This window comes from Streptomyces sp. NPDC127117 (genome assembly GCF_042677325.1).
In the GTDB taxonomy this organism is placed as follows: domain Bacteria; phylum Actinomycetota; class Actinomycetes; order Streptomycetales; family Streptomycetaceae; genus Streptomyces.
Map to the genome: position 1 here is coordinate 29,582 of NZ_JBHXTM010000034.1, position 16,736 is coordinate 46,317.

A 16,736-nucleotide genomic window follows, 5' to 3' on the forward strand; every position below is an offset into this window, starting at 1 on the left:
GACGCCCACCAGGTCGGGGGCGACCCGCGGTCGGGGGCCCCCCCCCTCCCCGTCGCGTCACGGTCCCCGCCGCCCCGCAGGTCAGCCGACCACCGCCGACCGCGCGGCGGACGGCGTACCGATCTCCGGATATATGACGGAGTCCAGCTCGAACGGCCCGTCGGTGGTGGCCCCGTACACCGGATGCGGTGGCAGCGCGAAGCTCCGGGGAGGCGCCGGAAGGGTGAACCAGACGATCTTTCCGGCCCCGCCCCTCGGGCGGACCCCCCAGCTCTCGCTGACCGCGGCGATCAGTGCGAGCCCGCGCCCCGACGTACTGGACGCGCTGGGCTCACGTACGGTCGGCAGCCGGGGGTCGTGGTCGTGGACGGACACCGTCAGCCGTTCGAGCAGCAACTCGATCTCGACGGTGCATGACTTGTCCGGCTGGGCATGCCGGTGGACATTGGTCAGCAGTTCGGTGACGCCGAGCGCGGCCTGGTCGATCAGAGGATCGAGATGCCAGTAGCGCAATTGCGCCGAGATGATTCTGCGGACCTGACCGATCCGCGACGGCAGGGCCTGGAGCTCCACCGTGCAGTGCCTGCTTGGCTCGCTGATCACGGCTGCGACTCCCCGAATTAGGTCCGGAAGAAGACGAAGGAACGGATCCGGCGGCCGACCGGCCGCTGATCCGGTCTCCGGCGGTGTGACTCTCAGTGTCACCGCCGGTGAACCATGAGTGACGTGTCCAATGTCGCTCAGGGGTCACAGCTCCGCAACTCGCGACGACCCGGCGCGGCCGACGGCGTCAGGTCATCCGTCCGCCCGCACTGCGCAGCGTTTCGAGGAACCGCCGGGCCGGGCCGCCCCGGTCCGGACCGCGGTTGCGCTGCCCCATCGTCAGCCGGTACCGCGTCCCGTTGAGGCGGGCCACGGCCGCACCGGCTCCGGCGAACCACGGCCTGCCCGCGCTCACCGACACCACCGGGGCGCTGTCGATCTCCCGCCCGTTGCTCGTCAGCAGGGCCAGTCTGCCGTCCTTGACGATCACCTGCCCGGCCCTCGTGAGCGAGCGGGCCCACCGCTCGATCCGTACCCCCGTCGCACTGAACTCCGTTTCCGGCATGGCTGCTTCGCCCCCTTCGTAACACTTCTGATGGGAAGTCTGCACAAACCGGGACCGGTACGCCAGGCCGCGTCCCGGTCCGGTTGCGAAGATGCGGGCCCGCAAGGGCCAAGGCAGGGCTATGGAGCATCAAAGTGAACGTTTGTGCAGGTGGGGGGAATACCGTTGTCGGTGGAGTGACGGCGACACGAGGAGGAACGCGCTGATGGGCACCGAAAAGCACGGCGGCGACGGCCGGGCCGCGGCAACGATCGACATCGACCGCTCCGACGCCGGATACCGGGCCTGGCTGAAGGAGGCGGTACGCAAGGTCCAGGCCGACGCCAACCGCTCGGCCGACACCCATCTGCTGCACTTCCCGCTGCCCGAGGCATGGGGCATCGACCTCTACCTCAAGGACGAGTCGACGCACCCCACCGGCAGTCTCAAGCACCGGCTGGCCCGTTCGCTCTTCCTCTACGGGCTCTGCAACGGCTGGATCCGGCCGGGCAAGCCGGTGATCGAGGCGTCCAGCGGATCGACGGCCGTCTCGGAGGCGTACTTCGCCAAGCTGATCGGTGTGCCGTTCATCGCCGTGATGCCCCGCACCACCAGCCCCGAGAAATGCCGGCTGATCGAATTCCACGGCGGCCGATGTCATTTCGTCGACGACTCGCGGAAGATGTACGAGGAGTCCGCCACGCTCGCCGCGGAGACCGGCGGCCACTACATGGACCAGTTCACCTACGCCGAGCGGGCCACCGACTGGCGCGGCAACAACAACATCGCCGAGTCGATCTACCAGCAGTTGAAGCTGGAGCGCTATCCGGAGCCGACGTGGATCGTCGCCACGGCGGGCACCGGCGGCACCTCGGCGACCATTGCTCGCTATGTGCACTACATGCAGTTCGACACCCGGATCTGCGTGCCCGATCCGGAGAACTCCTGCTTCTTCGACGGCTGGACCCAGCACAACCCCCTGGCCACCAGCGACTGCGGCTCCCGGATCGAGGGCATCGGCAGGCCCCGGATGGAGCCGAGCTTCGTGCCCGGGGCCATCGACCGGATGATGAAGGTGCCGGACGCGGCCAGCGTCGCGGCCGTGCGCGCCCTGGAGCAGGCCATCGGCCGCAAGGCCGGCGGCTCCACCGGCACCGGGCTGTGGAGCGCGTTCAAACTGGTCGCCGAAATGGTCGAGCAGGGCAGCACGGGCAGCATCGTCACCCTGATCTGCGACCCCGGCGACCGCTACCTCGACAAGTACTACTCCGACAGCTGGCTCGCCGCACAGGGCCTGGACATCGCCCCGTACACGGCGACCATCGACTCCTTCCTCGCCGACGGCAACTGGCCCTGACCACCCGGGCGGAGCGTGGTGCGCGGGGGGTCGGGCCGCGGATCAGGCCAGCCGCCGGTCGAGCTTGCGCACCGCGTCCCGGAAGGACCGGCCCATTCCCGACCGGGCCAGCCGCAGAGTGAACCGGAAGGGCCCGGAACCGTCGGCGGCGAACGTCCACCGCACCCGCGTCCCGGTCCCGGCCGGGGTGAGCCGCCACTCCTCCAGCAGGGCCCGCATTCCGGGGGCGTTGGTCCGGTCGGCCCGGTAGGCGTACCGCTTGCCGGGCTCCGCCGCCATGATCGTCTCGTGGATCACGAAACCGCCCTTGAGCCGGACCTCGCGGCCCGCGCCGTCCTCGGTGGGCCGGGCCGACGTCACCGCCGTGAACCAGTCGGGCCAGCCCGGCACATCCTCCGCGAGCGCCCGGTAGACGCCCTCGGGGGCCGCGGACACCTCGGCGGCGAAGACCAGTCGCAGCGGAGCGGAATCGACGAAATCGAGTTCCACGGAACGGAGTCGGCGTGGCATGGAACGCACCTCCCGGGCGGTCGGCGGCGGACGGGGCCGTGCCACACCATAGCTGACGCCTCATCAGATGTCGTGCGGGGTGGAGCCGTCACGCCTCGGCCAGTACGGGGCTGCGCCCGTCCGCGGACGGGTCCGTGCCCACGCGGCCCCGGCACCGCGCTACGGACGGTGCCGCGCCGGACGGTCCAGCATGCTGTCGAGCACCCGGCCGAAGACCCGGCGACCCGCCCCGGCGATCAGCGGATCGCACCACCGCGGCAGCAGCCGCGTGCCCAGCTCCTCCACCCACACCACATGCGAACCGGAATCCGTCGGATACACATCGATCGACGCCCGGCCCCGCACCAGCGAACCGCGCTTCTCCAGCCGGCACAGCCCCGCGCGCCCGGCCGCGGGCGGCGTCCACCGCACCACTTCCATCGGATCGTCGAACGCCAGCGGCCCCACGCCCGTGCGCGCCACGAAAACGGTTCCGACGCCGGTCGGCAGCCCCATGGGGACGGTGATCGTGGTCAGCGGTACCTGCGCGGCGTGCCGTTCCCAGTCCGTCACCCGGCGCCAGGACTCGGCGGCGGGCAAGGAGGTGAAGCGCTCGATCCGGAAGACGGCCACAGCACGATCCTAAGGGCCCGGGCACCGCCCGTCGCGAGCCGAGCGGAATCCGTGCTATGGCCTACGGCTCAGGAGTCGTCGCCCTCCGCGACCGCGCCGGTCACCACCAGCCCCGGCAGATGCTCCTCGATCTCCTCGCGGGCGGCGGCCGACAGCCCCGCGTCCGTCACGAAGGTGTCCACCTGATCCAGCGAAGCGAACGAACTCAGGCCCACCGTGCCCCACTTGGTGTGGTCCGCGACCACCACCACCCGCCGCGCCGACTGGACGAAACGGCGGTTGGTCTCGGCCTCCGCCAGATTCGGCGTCGAGAGCCCGGCCTCCACCGAGATCCCATGCACCCCGAGGAACAGCACATCGAAGTGGAGGGAGGCGATCGCCTGATCGGCGACCGGACCCACCAGCGAGTCCGAAGGGGTCCGCACCCCTCCGGTGAGCACCACCGTGGCGGCCCCGGGCCGCGCCCCGCCCGTGCCCCCCGAACGCTGCGCGGCGTGGAAGACATCGGCGACCCGCACCGAGTTGGTCACCACCGTCAGCTCCGGAACGTCCAGCAACTGCTGGGCGAGCGCGTACGTCGTCGTACCGCCGGAGAGCGCGATCGCGCTGCCGGGCACCGCCATGGCCGCCGCCGCTCGCGCGATGTCCTCCTTGGCGGTCAGCTCCAGCGCCGACTTGGCCTCGAAGCCGGGCTCGTGGGTGCTCGCCTCGACCACCGGCACCGCCCCGCCGTGCACCTTCTCGATGACCCCTTGGCGCGACAGCGCGTCCAGGTCCCGGCGCACCGTCATGTCGGAGACATTCAGCTTGCGGGTCAGCTCATTGACCCGGACCCCGCCGCGCCTGCGCACCTCGTCGAGGATCAGGGCGCGCCGCTGCTCCGCGAGCAGGTTCTGATTGTCGCTCAACGCCGGGTCCGGTCCTTCCCTCTGGCCGTGCAGCAGTCTCTTCGAACGGGGTCATCCTGCCACGCGGTGTCGCCGGCCGCCGCACTGGGGAGATTCCGTGAGAGCGGTGCGGCCACCGGCCTCCTTCCGCGATTCTGGTGACCGCGCATCGACACCCCCCACGACCGAGAGAGTGAGCCACTTCCGTGCCACCTGCCACCCAGGCCCCCCAGAGTCCCGGACCCGCGCTGGAACTACTGGTCCACGGCGTGGGCGGCGCCACCCCCCAGGAAATGCTCGACGATCCGCGTACGGTCCGGATCACCGGCGACGCGACCGCCGCGATCTACCGGCGGACCGAGGACACGGACGCCGAACAGCACCCGGAGCGGTACCGCGACCGCCCCATCCCCGAGGCCTACTGCTGGTCCAACCTGACCTCCGGCAACGGCTCCCGCGCCCTGTGGCTGCTGCTGCTCCCGTTCATGGTGGTCAACCTCGCCCACTGGATGCGCCCCACCGCCCGCTCCCGCACCCGGACGGTGCGGCTGTACGGCGTCCTCGTCCGGCTCGTCGCGCTCAGCCTCACGGTGCTGCTGACGGCGGCGGCCTGCGAGGTCGCGCTCGACCTGGCGGCCTGGCAGTGCGCGGGCGTGCCCAACTGCTCGAACCAGCGGTCCTGGCTCGGCTTCCTGTCGACCGCACAGGGCGGCTGGTGGTCCCAGCCGGGCCGCAGGCTGGCCCTCGCCGCACTGGTGCCCACCGCCCTGGTCGCGCTCCTCTGGTTCCTGTCCAACCGGACCTGGAGCGCATACGAATCGCAGCGCCCGCTCACCGGAACCGAACCGGACGAGGACCTCGACCCAGCACCCGCCCCGGCCACCACCGGCACCGCCCCGCCCGTCCGCCCCGCCCTCGGCCGGCCCGGGTTCTGGTACGGCCGCCGCCTGGTCGCCCGGCTGCGCGCCGCCCACACCGCCGCCGGCTTCCTGACCGTCGCCGCCTCGGTCGCCGGCGCCGCGGCCCGCCACGACCGCGCCGTCACCGGCCCCGTACCCGGCATCATCGGCCGGCTGATCGAGGCGGCCCTGGTCCTCGGCGGGCTCGTCGTGCTCTGGGTGGTCTGCCGCCGGGGCCGCAGCGAACGGCGCCTCGACAACCGGCTCGACCGCGCCCTCATCACCTATCTGCCCGGCGCGGCCCTGGCCCTGCTCGTCCTCTCCGCGGCGTACGCCGCCTGGTCCCGCCCCGACTGGGCCTCGTCCGGCGCCCTCCCCGGCGACCTCGCCTTCAGCGTCATCACTCTCGGCCAGGGGACACTCGTCGTCGTGCTCGCCGTGGTGGCACTGAGCCTGTACCGCCGCACCCCCGAGCCCCGCACCGTCATGTACGGACTCGGCGGACCCGTGGTCGCGATGCTCGCCTGCGCCCTCGGCGGTGTCATGAGCGGCGGGGTCTCCCAGCGCGTCGCCGACTGGCTCGACGGCCCCGGTACCCCCGGCATGGGCCGCAGCTCCGTCATCGAGGGCCCGCCGGTGCTGCTCAGCTGGCAGGCGTCGGTCATCCCCGTGCTCCTGGTGCTGCTGGCCATCCCCGCCCTGCTGCTGCTCGTACGGACCTGGCTGGCCGCCCGCGCCCTGGAGCCCGGGATCGACCGGGCCTACGAGGACGAACGCCCGGACCCCGCCCGGACCCGGCAGATCGCCCGGATCCAGGCCGCGGCCGCCCTCACCGACTCCGCGCCCTGGATCCTCGGCCCGGTCTGCGGTGCCACCCTGCTGCTCGGCGCGGCGGCGGTCTGCGGGGCCTGGGTGAGCGGCCAGGTGCCCGGACTCGCGATGAAGGGCAGCGGTCCGTTCATCGAGTCCGTCGCCCAGGCCGCCCAGTCCACCGGCTCCTGGATGGTGGGCCTCGGCTTCATACTCTTCGTCACCTGGGGGCGGCGCGCCTACCGCGACGCCTCGGCCCGGCGCACCATCGGCATCCTCTGGGACGTCGGTACGTTCTGGCCGCGTGCCGCCCACCCCTTCGCCCCACCCTGCTACGCCGAACGGGCCGTCCCCGACCTGGCGTCACGGATGTCCGGCTGGACCGCGCTCACCCGGGGCAGGCTCGTCATCTCCGGACACTCCCAGGGCAGCGTCCTCGCCGCCTCCGCGGTCTGGCAGCTGCCCGCCGAGACCCGCGGCCGGGTCGCCCTGCTCACCTACGGCTCGCCGATCGAGCGACTCTACGGACGCTGGTTCCCGGCCTACTTCGGCCCCGGACCGCTGCACGCCCTGCACCGCTCCGTGCACTGCTGGCGCAATCTGTGGCGGGCCACCGACCCGATCGGCGGCCGGGTCCGGCTCGACGAGGCCCCCGGCCCCGAGGTCGACCGCGGGCCGCTGAAGGACCCCCTGGTCTACGGGCGGACCCGGGAACATCCGCTGCCCGAAGCCGTTCTGGGGCACTCGGACTACCAGGCGGACCCCGTCTTCGCCCAGGAACGGGCCGCGCTCCTGGAGCGGCTGGACCCGGTCCTGCCCCGCCAGGCCGACGGGGAGGACACCACCAGGACCCGGGCTCAGGGCAGTTCGGGCAAGTCCTCCGGGTAGAGCAGGGTGAGGTCGTCCGTGCTCGGCTCGGCGAGCTGGGCGACCCGGCCCGCATGCCGCTCCACCATCGACTCGAAGGTCTGGCGCGCGGTACGGCCGTTGCCGAACGCCGGACCCTTGGGAAGCTCGGTGAAGTATTTCAGCAGCGCCTCACCGGTGCCGGAGGCCAGGCTGTACTCGTGCTCTTCGGCCTGCTGCTCCACGATGTGCAGCAGCTCCGCTGGCTTGTAGTCGCTGAAGGTGATGGTCCGTGAGAAACGGGACGCCACCCCGGGGTTCACGGTGAGGAACCGCTCCATCTCGTGGGTGTAACCGGCGACGATGACGACCACCGCGTCCCGGTGGTCCTCCATCAGCTTCACCAGCGTGTCGATCGCCTCCCGGCCGAAGTCCCGTCCCGAGTCCTCGGGCGACAGGGCGTACGCCTCGTCGACGAAGAGCACCCCGCCGCGCGCCCGGTCGAAGGCCTCCTGGGTGCGGATGGCGGTCGATCCGATGTGCTCGCCGACCAGATCGACCCGGGACACCTCGACCAGATGACCCCGCTCCAGCACCCCGAGCGAGGCGAGGATCTCGCCGTACAGCCGGGCCACGGTGGTCTTGCCGGTGCCGGGGGAGCCGGTGAACACGAGGTGGCGGCGGACCGACGCGGCCTTGAGCCCGGCCTCCTGACGCCGGCGGCCCACCTCGATCATGTCGGTGAGGGCGCGCACCTCCCGCTTGACGCTGTCCAGGCCCACCAGCGCGTCCAGTTCCCCGAGCACCGCCTGCGAGCCGCGCGCCGGCGCGGGGGCGGGCACCTCGGCCGGGGCGGGCTCGACGGCACGCTGTCCGGGAACCCCGCCGAGCAGTCCGGGGGCCGACTGGGTCGCTGTCAGCACGGTGGGCGCCGGGGGAGCGGGGGAGCGCAGGGCGCTCTCGTCGCTGGTGCAGTCCTCCACGACGGGGCCGGCCCCCTGACCGTCCTCGCGCGAGACAGGGGGCTCGGCGAACTCGTATCCGCCGCGGGCGCACCGCTCGGTCCGGCAGCGGGTCAGCGTCGTACGGCAGCCGTCCATCACATGGAAGCCGTAGCCGTCGCTTCCGGTGACCCGGCAGCCGTGGAAGGTGCCGCGGCCCTCGGCGGAGACGTAGAAACCGGCCTCGGCGGGCGAGGTGACCGTGCAGCGCTCGATCGTCGGGTCGGCGCCCTTGGTGACGATCACTCCGGTCTGCACCGTGTCGATGGTGCAGTTGTTCAGCGTGCCCCCGCTGCCGTGGTCTCGGAACCAGGCGCCGGTGGAGGCCTCACGGATGCGGCAGTCGTCGAGCTGCGCGGTCGCCCCGTCGCTCACCGAGACCGCGGTGTTGCGGACCTGGGACAGATCACTGTCGACCGCGTCGGCGCGCGAGCCCCGGTCCAGCACGAAGATGGCGTCCGGCACGTCATGGACCCGGCAGGAGTCCAGTATCACCGTCGCCCCGTCGCTCACCCAGACCGCCGGGTAGTCGCCCGTACTGTCGTGGATCTCGCACTGGTTGGCGTCGACCCGGGTACCGGGATCCCAGACCGAGAGGCCGTTGCGGCCGAAGCGGCGCACCGTGGAGCGGGTCAGGGTGAGCACCGAACGGGAACGCAGGTCCACCGCGTTCTCCGGGATGTCGTGGATGTCGCAGTCGGCGAGGGTCAGAACCGCGTCCGTGTCGAGCGTGACGCCGTCCGCCGAAGTGCGGTGCACCGTGCAGTCGGTGAGGTGGGCGGCGGCACGCGCGGTCACCTGTATCCCGCTGCCCTTGATCTCGTACACCTCGCAGCCGACGCCCTCCAGGGCGCTGCCCTCACCGGTGACGCTCAGGCCCGCGCCCGACGCGTGGTGGACCCGGCAGCGCTCCAGCCGCGGATGCGCGCCGTCGCGCACCGAGACCCCGGACTGCCCGGCGGAGACGACCTCGCACTCCTCGAACACGCCGCCCGCGCCGTCGAGTACGGCGATGCCGACCCCGGCGGGGTTGTCGACCGTGCAGCGGCGCACGGTCGGCCGTGCCGTGCCGCGCACCTCGATCCCGGCGGCGGAACGGGTGACGATCCGCAGGTCCGCGATCTCCGGTGCGCCGTCCTCGACCAGCAGCGCGGGGGCCGTCGAGTCCTGGCCCTCCACATGCAGGTCCGAGACGACGGCGGAGGCGCGGACGGTCAGTGGCACCCCGTCGGCCGGCGCGATCCGTACGGAGCCGACGGAGCCCTCGGGGCCGCGCAGGGTCACCGCCCGGTGCAGAACCAGATTCTCCCGGTAGGTGCCCGGGGCGATGGTGAGCACATCGCCGTCGGCCGCGGCCTCCAGGGCTGCGGTGAGGGAGGCGTACTCGCCTGTGCGGCGCCGCCACCGCGATGTGCCGGTGTGCGTCACCTGGACCGTGCCCTGTGCCATGGCGCTGTTGTGCCCCCACCTCGTGCGTGCGTGATGCCCGTGTCACCGGCCTTCCGGCAGCGGTGAATCCCGGGACCGCCCACCGGGAAAGCGGGCGGGCCGGTCCACCGTAGCGCGCGCGGCGGGCGGGAGTTGACCCGATCAGCAGCTGATCAGCTGCCGGTGCCGGTCCTGCCCCAGTCCGGACCGGTCCTGGCCCAGTCCTGGTCGATCCGGGTGTACCTCGACCGCATCATGTGCCGGACGATCAGCTGCCGTACGCCCTCGATCAGTCCGACGGCGAGCATCGTCGCGCCGAGCCCGGCCAGCACCGCGTGGGTACGGGCCGTCGGAGCGTCCATCGGACGCGAGGCGGGGCGGCCGTCGAGGTCCGTCCAGATCTCCACCTTCGTGCCGGGGGCGGTCTTCCGGGAGGAGGCCGTCACCGTGCCCCGGCGGGCGGTGCCGTCCGGGGCCTTCCAGCGGGCCACCACCGGGGTCTGCGAGTGCTCCGAGGAGACCTCGGGATCGGTGACGAAACGCGGCGGCCGCGGTGCCCTGCGCAGCACGACCGCGGTGGTGGCGCGGCGCCCGGCCTGCTGGGCCCGCACCGATTTCTGCAGGGCGTCGTCGGTGTACGATCCGCACGCCCAGCCGAGGGCCGGCGCTGCCAGCACCATCAGGAGCAACGCGAAAAGAGCCACCCATGCCTCGCGCCGGTCAGTGGCGCGGCGCAGGGGATTGTGCCGCCAACGCCAGACACCCGTAACCGCTCGCACAGTCCTGCACCCCCTTCCGTATCCGTCATAGCCTGATACGGCACGCTTCGCGCGCGGAAGGAGCGAAGAGAGAGCAACTTCACCCCGGCCAACGCGCGGACCACCCCCGTGAGTTCCCGCCCGCCGCACCGGACCGCCGGGCCGTGCGGTGCGGGAACGCCGAAGTCGCCGTCGAGTCCCCATGGCTCGACGACGACTCCGTGCGACTGCGCGTGAGGTCGGCTCAGTACCCCCGGCCCTGGTACGGGCGGTTGTACGGGTCCTCGTAGGGCGAGGGCGCCGGGGCCGGACGCTGCGGCGCCGGGCGCGGCGCGGCCGGACGCATGGCCTCGTAACCGGTGCCCGGCGCGGGCCGCTGCTGTTGCTGCGGATGGGGCGGCTGGTACCCGCCACGGGCCGCGGTCGGCTGCTGCGGGATGTACGGCGCCGGGGCGTGCTGCAACTGCGCGGGCTGCATCGGCGCGTAACCCTGCTGAGCCGCCGGCTGCTGGTAGCCGTACGACGGACCGGGCTGGGAAGGCGCCGCAGGAAGAGCCGGCAGCGCCGCCGGGAGAGCCGGCAGATAACTGTTGCCGGTGTCATAGGCGGCAGGCACTCGGATCGGAGCGATCTGAGGGGTGCCCCGCTCCGCGACCAGGGAGTCGTAGATCGGAGTGTCGGGGAACGACGGTGCGGCGTAGTAGCCGCCGCCGTAGGTGGAGCGGGGGGAGGTCATGACACCTAAGTTAAGCCCACGATGAGCCGGTTGGGGAGTCCCAATCTTGGGGTCATCCGTTTTACGCTGATTCTGTCCGCCCGACCTGCTAAGAGATCGATAAAGCTTTCGTCGGTGGCGGGGGGATTTTCCGTCGCGGGGTCCTATGCGCACGCCCGTGGAGAATTTCTCGGAACGGCGGTGGCGTGCTCCCTCACGTCCGCCTTCTGTTCAGTGAGTACGGCGAGTTCCGGGAGTACATCCGCGCCCGGCACGAGCCGGTCCCCGGGTAGGGCGAAGCCCGGCGTGATCCCCCTGAGAGCGCCCGCACTTCACGGTCCGGGGCTCCACCACGCCGTGGTCACCGCACCGCCCTCAGTTCCCCAGGCCCCGGGCGGTGTACCCCGCACGGCCGGCGAGCTCCGTCAGCTCTTCGACCCGCGCCGCCCGCAGACACACCACCGGGTAGCAGTCGGATTCGATGTCCAGGACGGCGAGCGCCGCGCCGACATCGCGGTAGTGCCGACCGCAGGCCATCAGGAACTCATGGGTCGGCAGGGACATCTCGTCGGCTTCGAACAACACCCAGGGGTCCACGGACGGCCGGGAGGCGAGCATCCTCAACTGGTCCCGGATCTCCTGCGGATCCTCCTTCCAGTCGAATTCCGCGAGCAGTTGGTGATCGAAGAGCGCGTCCACGAGCGCTATCCACGCGAGTTCCGCGACGGGTTCGTGGATGCAGCGCTCACCCAGCTGATCCGCGTGCGTCCGCACATAGCCCTCGGGATCGTCGTGGGCGTGCAACACCTGCTCGATCACATCGGGATGAGCCGGGGCGAGAAGCGATGCCATGGCTTCCAACGACATTCGGACTGTTTCGGTGCCGGACATGGTGTGCGCTCCTCGGGCGGTCGTGCTGCCGTGTCGTCGCCGGGGCGAGGGCGGGTGCCCTCTCGGCGTCCACGGATACACCTACACCCCGAGTGGCTCACCGGAGGCCGCGGGTGGCATCACTCACTCCGGCAGTACCGTTTCTGCCGACTCGGGGCCCAGCAGCTCGTGCAGCAGGCGCGTGGCGGGAAGCGCGGAGTTGAGGTACACGTACTCGCGCCGGTGCTCGACCACCGCGACCATGGTGCGCAGGGTGTCCACAGCTTCCTCCCGCTGTCCGGCGTGGTGCTGGGCCTGGGCCAGCAGCCCCAGATGGAGCGGGAGGCGTATGTTCGTTCTGGACTGCCGCAGTTCGGCCAGCGAGTTCTTCATGTCGGATATCCCCTCGCGGCGGCCGGTGTACGTGAGGGCCCAGCCCAGCGGCAGATGGAGCATCGCCTTCCAGTAGTACAGCCCGTGCTCGACGGCCAGCCCGACGCCCTCGGTGCCGGAGGCTCGCGCTGTCTCCACGTCGCCCTCCCAGGCGGCCACGATCGCGTCGGCGTAGAGGGCCTGGGCCCGGTCCCACGGCTTGCTCCCGTGCTGCGTGAGCCGCAGCAGGCGGCGGCGCTGTTCCGCGGCCGTCGCAGAGTCGTTCAGCAGCCAGTGGGCGAGGATGCAGTAGCAGCGGAAGTAGACGCGTGGGTCGGACCGGTACGTTCCGTCGGGTAATCGGCCCTCGCAGGCCAGGCGCTCCGCCAGTTCCGCGCCGGGCTCCAGCTCTTTGAGCGCATCGGACAGGTGCCCGCGGACGAACAGCGCCATACCCTCGCCGTACGCCGCGCCGAGCCGGGCCGTCGGTCCGTCGGTGCGCTCCGCGATGTTCCGCAGCAGGACGGACAGCTGCTGTGACTCGTCGTAGCGGCCGCGGACGAGAAGCGACGTGGCCAGCAACGACAGGACCGCCGGGTCATCCGGCGTATGCGGCGTCGTGTGCGGGGTGTGTCCCTGGGTGATCTCCGCCTCCGCCTCCGCGTCACCGAATCCGTGCACCTGGCCCAGTACATGGCCCAGCTCCAGGTGGAGCCGCTGCTTCAGGTCGCGGGCGGTCGTTCCGTCGGGCAGTGAGCCGGTCATGCCGACCGCACGGCGCAGCCACAGCTCGCGCTCCTCGGAGGCCAGGTGCAGTTCCGCGTTCTCCGCCGCGCGCAGCAGCCAGGGCAGCACCCGCTCCGAGGGCATGACGTCCTTGGCGAGCCAGGCGTGGCGGGCGACGCGATCGGTCTCCTGCGGATCGCCGCCGATCTGGACGTGCGCGGACAGCGCATCGGCGTACCGGGCGTGCAGCCGTTGGCACTCCTCTTCCGTCAGCTCGCCGGCCAGCACCTCCTGAGCCTGGGGAGGGGCGAGGCGGAGCCGTCCGGTGCGCTGCCGGTCCGGAGCGAGCAGGCCGTACCGGACGGCCGACTCCACGATGGCGATGGCCGAATTGCCGCCGAAGGCACGGCAGACCGCATCCAGGTCGAAATCGGGTGCGACGACCGCACACAGCCGGAGCAGCCGAAGCACGGGTTCCGGCAGCATGGCGAACTCCTGGCGCAGTACCGTGCGCGCGCACGTCACGATCAGGCCGAGGATTTCGTCCGTGGCACCCGGCTCGCGCAGGTCCCTGGCGTCGCAGAGCAGGGAGAGCATCTGGATGACGAAATACGGACTGCCCGTGCTCTCGCGGTGCAGCGCGTCGATGATCCGCTCGTCGACGCCCGGCCCCGCGTGCGCGTCGACCAGCGTGGCGACATCCGGACGGGCCAGGCCGGCGAGCCGCAGGATCTCCGCGTCCGGGCCCTTGAGCACCTCGGTCATCACCCGGAACCGCGAGGCATCGGGCCACGCCTCCAGGTCCCAGCCGGTCAGTACGATGCTGAGGGGATGTCCCTGGCGACGGGTGGTCAGCAATCGGAGCAGGTCCAAAGAGGCCGCATCCGCCCAGTGCACGTCCTCCAGCAGCAGCACCAGGGGCCGCTGCGCGGCCAGCGAGAGCAGCACTTCGCAGAGCGCGTCGTGAATCCGGAAGGGGCTCGGTGAGCCGCCGGGGTCGGGGCCGGTCCCCGCGCCGGTTCCGGCCTGCGGTCCGGGCAGCAGCGGGGCGAGCAGCGAGCCGAACGGCGCGGCGGCGGCCTCGAAGGCCTCGGGCCGTGCCGCCGACAGCCGGCGCAGCACCTGCGTCCACAGCCAGTACGGCGGAACTCCCTCCCCGCAGAAGCAGCTGCTCCGGATCGTCTCTATGCCCTCGTCGATGCTCCGGAGGCGCTGGACGAGCTCCATCATGAGGTGGGACTTGCCGAGCCCGGACGAGCCGAACACGCAGGCAAGGTGTCCACGACCCGTCGCCGCACCGGCCGTTGCGGCGACCAGTCGCCGCAGCTCCCGTTCCCGGCCTGTCAACGGCGGGGGCGGCACGGACTCGAAGAGGGCGAGCCCGGGGGCCATGGACGTGACCCGTGCCGTACGGTCCGGTTCCTGCGGCTTGCCCATACTGCGCATGGCGGTCTTCGCAGCCCCGGGGGACGCCTCCGCCACGCGCTCCGCCGCGCCGGACAACACGGTCCGGACGGGCCGGGGGAGCTCGGCGGCCCTGGCCGGCAACTCGTCACTCAGCACGGCACGTGTCCGCTGCTCACCGAGCTCCTGCCGGAGCAGAGCGGTGTGCAGCTGCTGGAGCTCGGCCGTCGTGTCCACGCCGTACTCCTCGACCAGATAGCTGCGCGTCCACTCGTACACCTCCAGCGCCTCCGCCTGCCGGCCCGACCGGAACAGCGCGGTCATCAGATGGCCCACCAGGCGCTCCCGGGTGGGATGCTGACGCACCTCGCGTTCCAGTTCCGTGACCACCTCCGCGGTCCTGCCCAGGACGAGACCGGCCTCCGCGGAGGCCTCCAGGGCGGTGAGCCGGACCTGCTCCAGCCGGGTGCTCTCGTCGGCGAGCGGCTGGTGAGTGACGAACTCCGCGTACGGGGAGCCGCGCCACAGTCCGAGCGCCCGGGTGAGCCGGTCGCGGGCCGCCACGGGATCCTGGCGGGCGAGGAAGCGGCGCCCCGTGGAGAAGAGCTGCTCGAACCGGTGGACGTCCACCTGCTCCGGGGGCAGCTCAAGGACGTATCCGGGGGCCCGGTAGCGGAGGACCGCCGGCCGGTCGGGGCCGGTCGCGGGGGCCAGCACCCGGCGCAGATGCGAGATATGACTCTGCAGGGTGGCGACGGCCCGCCGAGGCGGGTCCTCCCGCCACAGCTCCTCGATGAGCACGGAGGTGGGGACGACCCGGCCCAGCCTGATCACCAGCAGGGCGAGCAGCGCTCTGCGACGTGGCGGGCCCAGTGGTACGTCATGCCCTTCGTACTGGGCCGCCATGGGCCCCAGGACCTGCAGCACCGGTCCGGAGTGGGCGGCCGACGGTGGAGGCAGCAGTGTGCTCTGAGCCTGACGTGCAGACATCTTCGGCCCCATTCGTTACCACGCTTGAGACTTCTCCGGCTAATTGATCCTAGAACAGGGGGTGTTCAGTCATGCGATTCGGCTGATGAATGGCCAATAAACGATCACGTAATTGGCAATTTACTTCTCCTTCATACCGATGGAAGCGGCAAGCGAACGGCAAGTCGGCAGGCAAGGATCCGGACAAGGGTTCGCGTCGGGTCATCAGCATTCCGGCCAGTGGACCGCAAGGGGAGTGGCACAGCATGTGCGGAACCGACATCGCCGCGTGGTGTGGGCCAGCCACCGGCGCAGACCCTGGAGGCATCACGGTGTTCGCGATTTTCTTCCCCGGGCAAGGAGCGCAGTTCCGGGGTATGGGCGCAGATGTTTTCGGCCGCTATCCGGGCCTGACGCGATTCGCCTGCGAACTCTTGGGGTACGACCTCGTCTCGCGCTGCCGCGACAATCCGGACGACGTGCTCTCCCGTACGGAGTGCACGCAGCCGGCCCTGTACACCGTCAACGCGTTGCACACCTTCGAGCGTGAACGCCGGGAGGGCCGGCCCGCCGACTACTGCCTCGGACACAGCGTGGGGGAGTACAACGCGCTCCTGGCTGCCGGGGTCTTCGACTTCGAGACGGGTCTGCGGCTCGTCGCCAAGCGCGGCGAACTCATGGCGGCGGCGTCGGGCGGCGGGATGAGCGCGGTCATGAACACCCCTGCTCCACGCCTGCTCGACGTGTTGCGGGAGGACGGCGTCGACGGCGTGGACGTGGCGGCCTACAACACCGACGCCCAGGTCGTGATCGCCGGCAGCGACAGCGTGCTGCGCGCCGCCCATGCCTCTTTGAAGGCCCGGGGCATCCGCTTCGCCCCCTTGCGGGTCAGCGCCGCCTTCCATTCGCGTCACATGGAGCCCGTCCGCTCCGAATTCGAGAATTTCCTCAAGGGGTTCACGTTCGCGGAGCCCAGAACGACCGTGATTTCCAATGTGACGGGGCGGCCCTACGAGCGGGGTGCGATACCGGAGATGCTGAGCAGACAGCTGGTGGAGCCGGTGCGATGGGCCGACAGTATTCGGTATCTCCTTTCCCTCGGCAGCGGTCTCGATTACGAGGAGATAGGTGGAAAATCCCTTCTCCGCATGGTGAAGAGCATCGAGAAGACCGGTACCCGGGACGCACTCGTCAAGAGCGGGGTGTGAGACATGGACAGGAAGCAGTACATACAGCGGCTCATCGAGGACCAGTTTCTCGTGGAGTTCGACGGTGAACTGACCGCCGAGACCGATCTGTTCAAGACGGGAGTGATGGACTCCTTCGGATATATTCAGCTCCTTACTGCTGTCGAAAGGGAATTCTCCCTCCAGCTGACCGACGAGGAATTTCTCAGGAACATCTTCTCTTCGCTGGAGGCCATCGACGCCTTCGTAGCGAGCAAGCTCGCCGAGCGCGACGGCCACTGAGACCGCGACGATCACT

General features: G+C 71.0%; 14 protein-coding genes. 4 read left to right on the forward strand and 10 right to left on the reverse strand.

All coding sequences use genetic code 11. The features are described from left to right. Positions 1-81: 81 nt before the first annotated feature. On the reverse strand, positions 82-603 hold the full coding sequence (locus ACFVH0_RS26790; protein WP_385824134.1) for an ATP-binding protein: 522 nt from the start codon (positions 601-603) through the stop codon (positions 82-84). 187 nt (positions 604-790) lie between these two features. Further along, positions 791-1,108 carry a hypothetical protein gene (locus ACFVH0_RS26795; RefSeq protein WP_385824136.1) on the reverse strand — a complete coding sequence of 106 codons (318 nt, stop codon included), beginning with the start codon at positions 1,106-1,108 and terminating at the stop codon, positions 791-793. Between the two features lie 205 nt (positions 1,109-1,313). On the opposite strand from ACFVH0_RS26795, the gene ACFVH0_RS26800 reads away from it, so the two are divergent. Further along, positions 1,314-2,444: a PLP-dependent cysteine synthase family protein gene (locus tag ACFVH0_RS26800; protein WP_385824138.1), complete on the forward strand. Its 1,131-nt coding sequence runs from the start codon at positions 1,314-1,316 to the stop codon at positions 2,442-2,444. 42 nt (positions 2,445-2,486) lie between these two features. Here ACFVH0_RS26800 and ACFVH0_RS26805 read toward each other — a convergent pair whose 3' ends face one another. The 3 genes from ACFVH0_RS26805 to ACFVH0_RS26815 all read right to left on the reverse strand — a co-directional run bounded on the left by ACFVH0_RS26805 (position 2,487) and on the right by ACFVH0_RS26815 (position 4,474). Then, positions 2,487-2,954, reverse strand: coding sequence for an SRPBCC family protein (locus ACFVH0_RS26805; protein ID WP_385824140.1), 468 nt, complete (start codon positions 2,952-2,954; stop codon positions 2,487-2,489). A 159-nt stretch (positions 2,955-3,113) separates the two neighbouring features. Then, on the reverse strand, positions 3,114-3,566 hold the full coding sequence (locus ACFVH0_RS26810) for an SRPBCC family protein (RefSeq protein WP_385824142.1): 453 nt from the start codon (positions 3,564-3,566) through the stop codon (positions 3,114-3,116). 68 nt (positions 3,567-3,634) lie between these two features. Next, positions 3,635-4,474, reverse strand: a complete 840-nt coding sequence (locus tag ACFVH0_RS26815; protein WP_385824144.1) for a DeoR/GlpR family DNA-binding transcription regulator — start codon at positions 4,472-4,474, stop codon at positions 3,635-3,637. Positions 4,475-4,659: 185 nt separating this feature from the next. Here ACFVH0_RS26815 and ACFVH0_RS26820 point away from each other — a divergent pair, with 185 nt between their 5' ends. Then, positions 4,660-7,050 (forward strand): hypothetical protein, encoded by a 2,391-nt coding sequence (locus tag ACFVH0_RS26820; RefSeq protein WP_385824146.1) that lies wholly within the window; start codon positions 4,660-4,662, stop codon positions 7,048-7,050. Here the strand turns inward: ACFVH0_RS26820 and ACFVH0_RS26825 are convergent. From ACFVH0_RS26825 to ACFVH0_RS26845, 5 genes are all read right to left on the reverse strand, one after another. Beyond that, entirely contained in the window at positions 7,020-9,458 is a 2,439-nt protein-coding gene (locus ACFVH0_RS26825) for a right-handed parallel beta-helix repeat-containing protein (RefSeq protein ID WP_385824148.1), read from the reverse strand. The genes ACFVH0_RS26820 and ACFVH0_RS26825 overlap by 31 nt on opposite strands. 152 nt (positions 9,459-9,610) lie before the next feature. Then, entirely contained in the window at positions 9,611-10,117 is a 507-nt protein-coding gene (locus tag ACFVH0_RS26830; protein WP_385824150.1) for a hypothetical protein, read from the reverse strand. Between the two features lie 322 nt (positions 10,118-10,439). Further along, positions 10,440-10,931 (reverse strand): DUF6643 family protein, encoded by a 492-nt coding sequence (locus ACFVH0_RS26835; RefSeq protein WP_366109936.1) that lies wholly within the window; start codon positions 10,929-10,931, stop codon positions 10,440-10,442. 354 nt (positions 10,932-11,285) lie between these two features. After that, the gene (locus ACFVH0_RS26840; RefSeq protein ID WP_385824152.1) at positions 11,286-11,762 is read right to left on the reverse strand and encodes a DUF6630 family protein; all 477 of its coding nucleotides are present in this window, start codon (positions 11,760-11,762) and stop codon (positions 11,286-11,288) included. A gap of 162 nt (positions 11,763-11,924) precedes the next feature. Continuing rightward, positions 11,925-15,272 (reverse strand): BTAD domain-containing putative transcriptional regulator, encoded by a 3,348-nt coding sequence (locus ACFVH0_RS26845; RefSeq protein WP_385824154.1) that lies wholly within the window; start codon positions 15,270-15,272, stop codon positions 11,925-11,927. 245 nt (positions 15,273-15,517) lie between these two features. On the opposite strand from ACFVH0_RS26845, the gene ACFVH0_RS26850 reads away from it, so the two are divergent. Beyond that, the gene (locus ACFVH0_RS26850; RefSeq protein WP_385824156.1) at positions 15,518-16,459 is read left to right on the forward strand and encodes an ACP S-malonyltransferase; all 942 of its coding nucleotides are present in this window, start codon (positions 15,518-15,520) and stop codon (positions 16,457-16,459) included. A gap of 3 nt (positions 16,460-16,462) precedes the next feature. Beyond that, complete coding sequence (locus ACFVH0_RS26855; RefSeq protein ID WP_385824158.1) at positions 16,463-16,720, forward strand: acyl carrier protein; 258 nt, start codon at positions 16,463-16,465, stop codon at positions 16,718-16,720. Positions 16,721-16,736: the final 16 nt, after the last annotated feature.

Bases quoted from the DNA above. Each gene is read 5' to 3' on its own strand.
- ACFVH0_RS26795 (WP_385824136.1), bottom strand. From the start codon at position 1,108: ATGCCGGAAACGGAGTTCAGTGCGACGGGGGTACGGATCGAGCGGTGG.
- ACFVH0_RS26800 (WP_385824138.1), top strand. From the start codon at position 1,314: ATGGGCACCGAAAAGCACGGCGGCGACGGCCGGGCCGCGGCAACGATC.
- ACFVH0_RS26805 (WP_385824140.1), bottom strand. From the start codon at position 2,954: ATGCCACGCCGACTCCGTTCCGTGGAACTCGATTTCGTCGATTCCGCT.
- ACFVH0_RS26825 (WP_385824148.1), bottom strand. From the start codon at position 9,458: ATGGCACAGGGCACGGTCCAGGTGACGCACACCGGCACATCGCGGTGG.
- ACFVH0_RS26830 (WP_385824150.1), bottom strand. From the start codon at position 10,117: ATGGTGCTGGCAGCGCCGGCCCTCGGCTGGGCGTGCGGATCGTACACC.
- ACFVH0_RS26835 (WP_366109936.1), bottom strand. From the start codon at position 10,931: ATGACCTCCCCCCGCTCCACCTACGGCGGCGGCTACTACGCCGCACCG.
- ACFVH0_RS26840 (WP_385824152.1), bottom strand. From the start codon at position 11,762: ATGGCATCGCTTCTCGCCCCGGCTCATCCCGATGTGATCGAGCAGGTG.
- ACFVH0_RS26845 (WP_385824154.1), bottom strand. From the start codon at position 15,272: ATGTCTGCACGTCAGGCTCAGAGCACACTGCTGCCTCCACCGTCGGCC.
- ACFVH0_RS26850 (WP_385824156.1), top strand. From the start codon at position 15,518: ATGTGCGGAACCGACATCGCCGCGTGGTGTGGGCCAGCCACCGGCGCA.
- ACFVH0_RS26855 (WP_385824158.1), top strand. From the start codon at position 16,463: ATGGACAGGAAGCAGTACATACAGCGGCTCATCGAGGACCAGTTTCTC.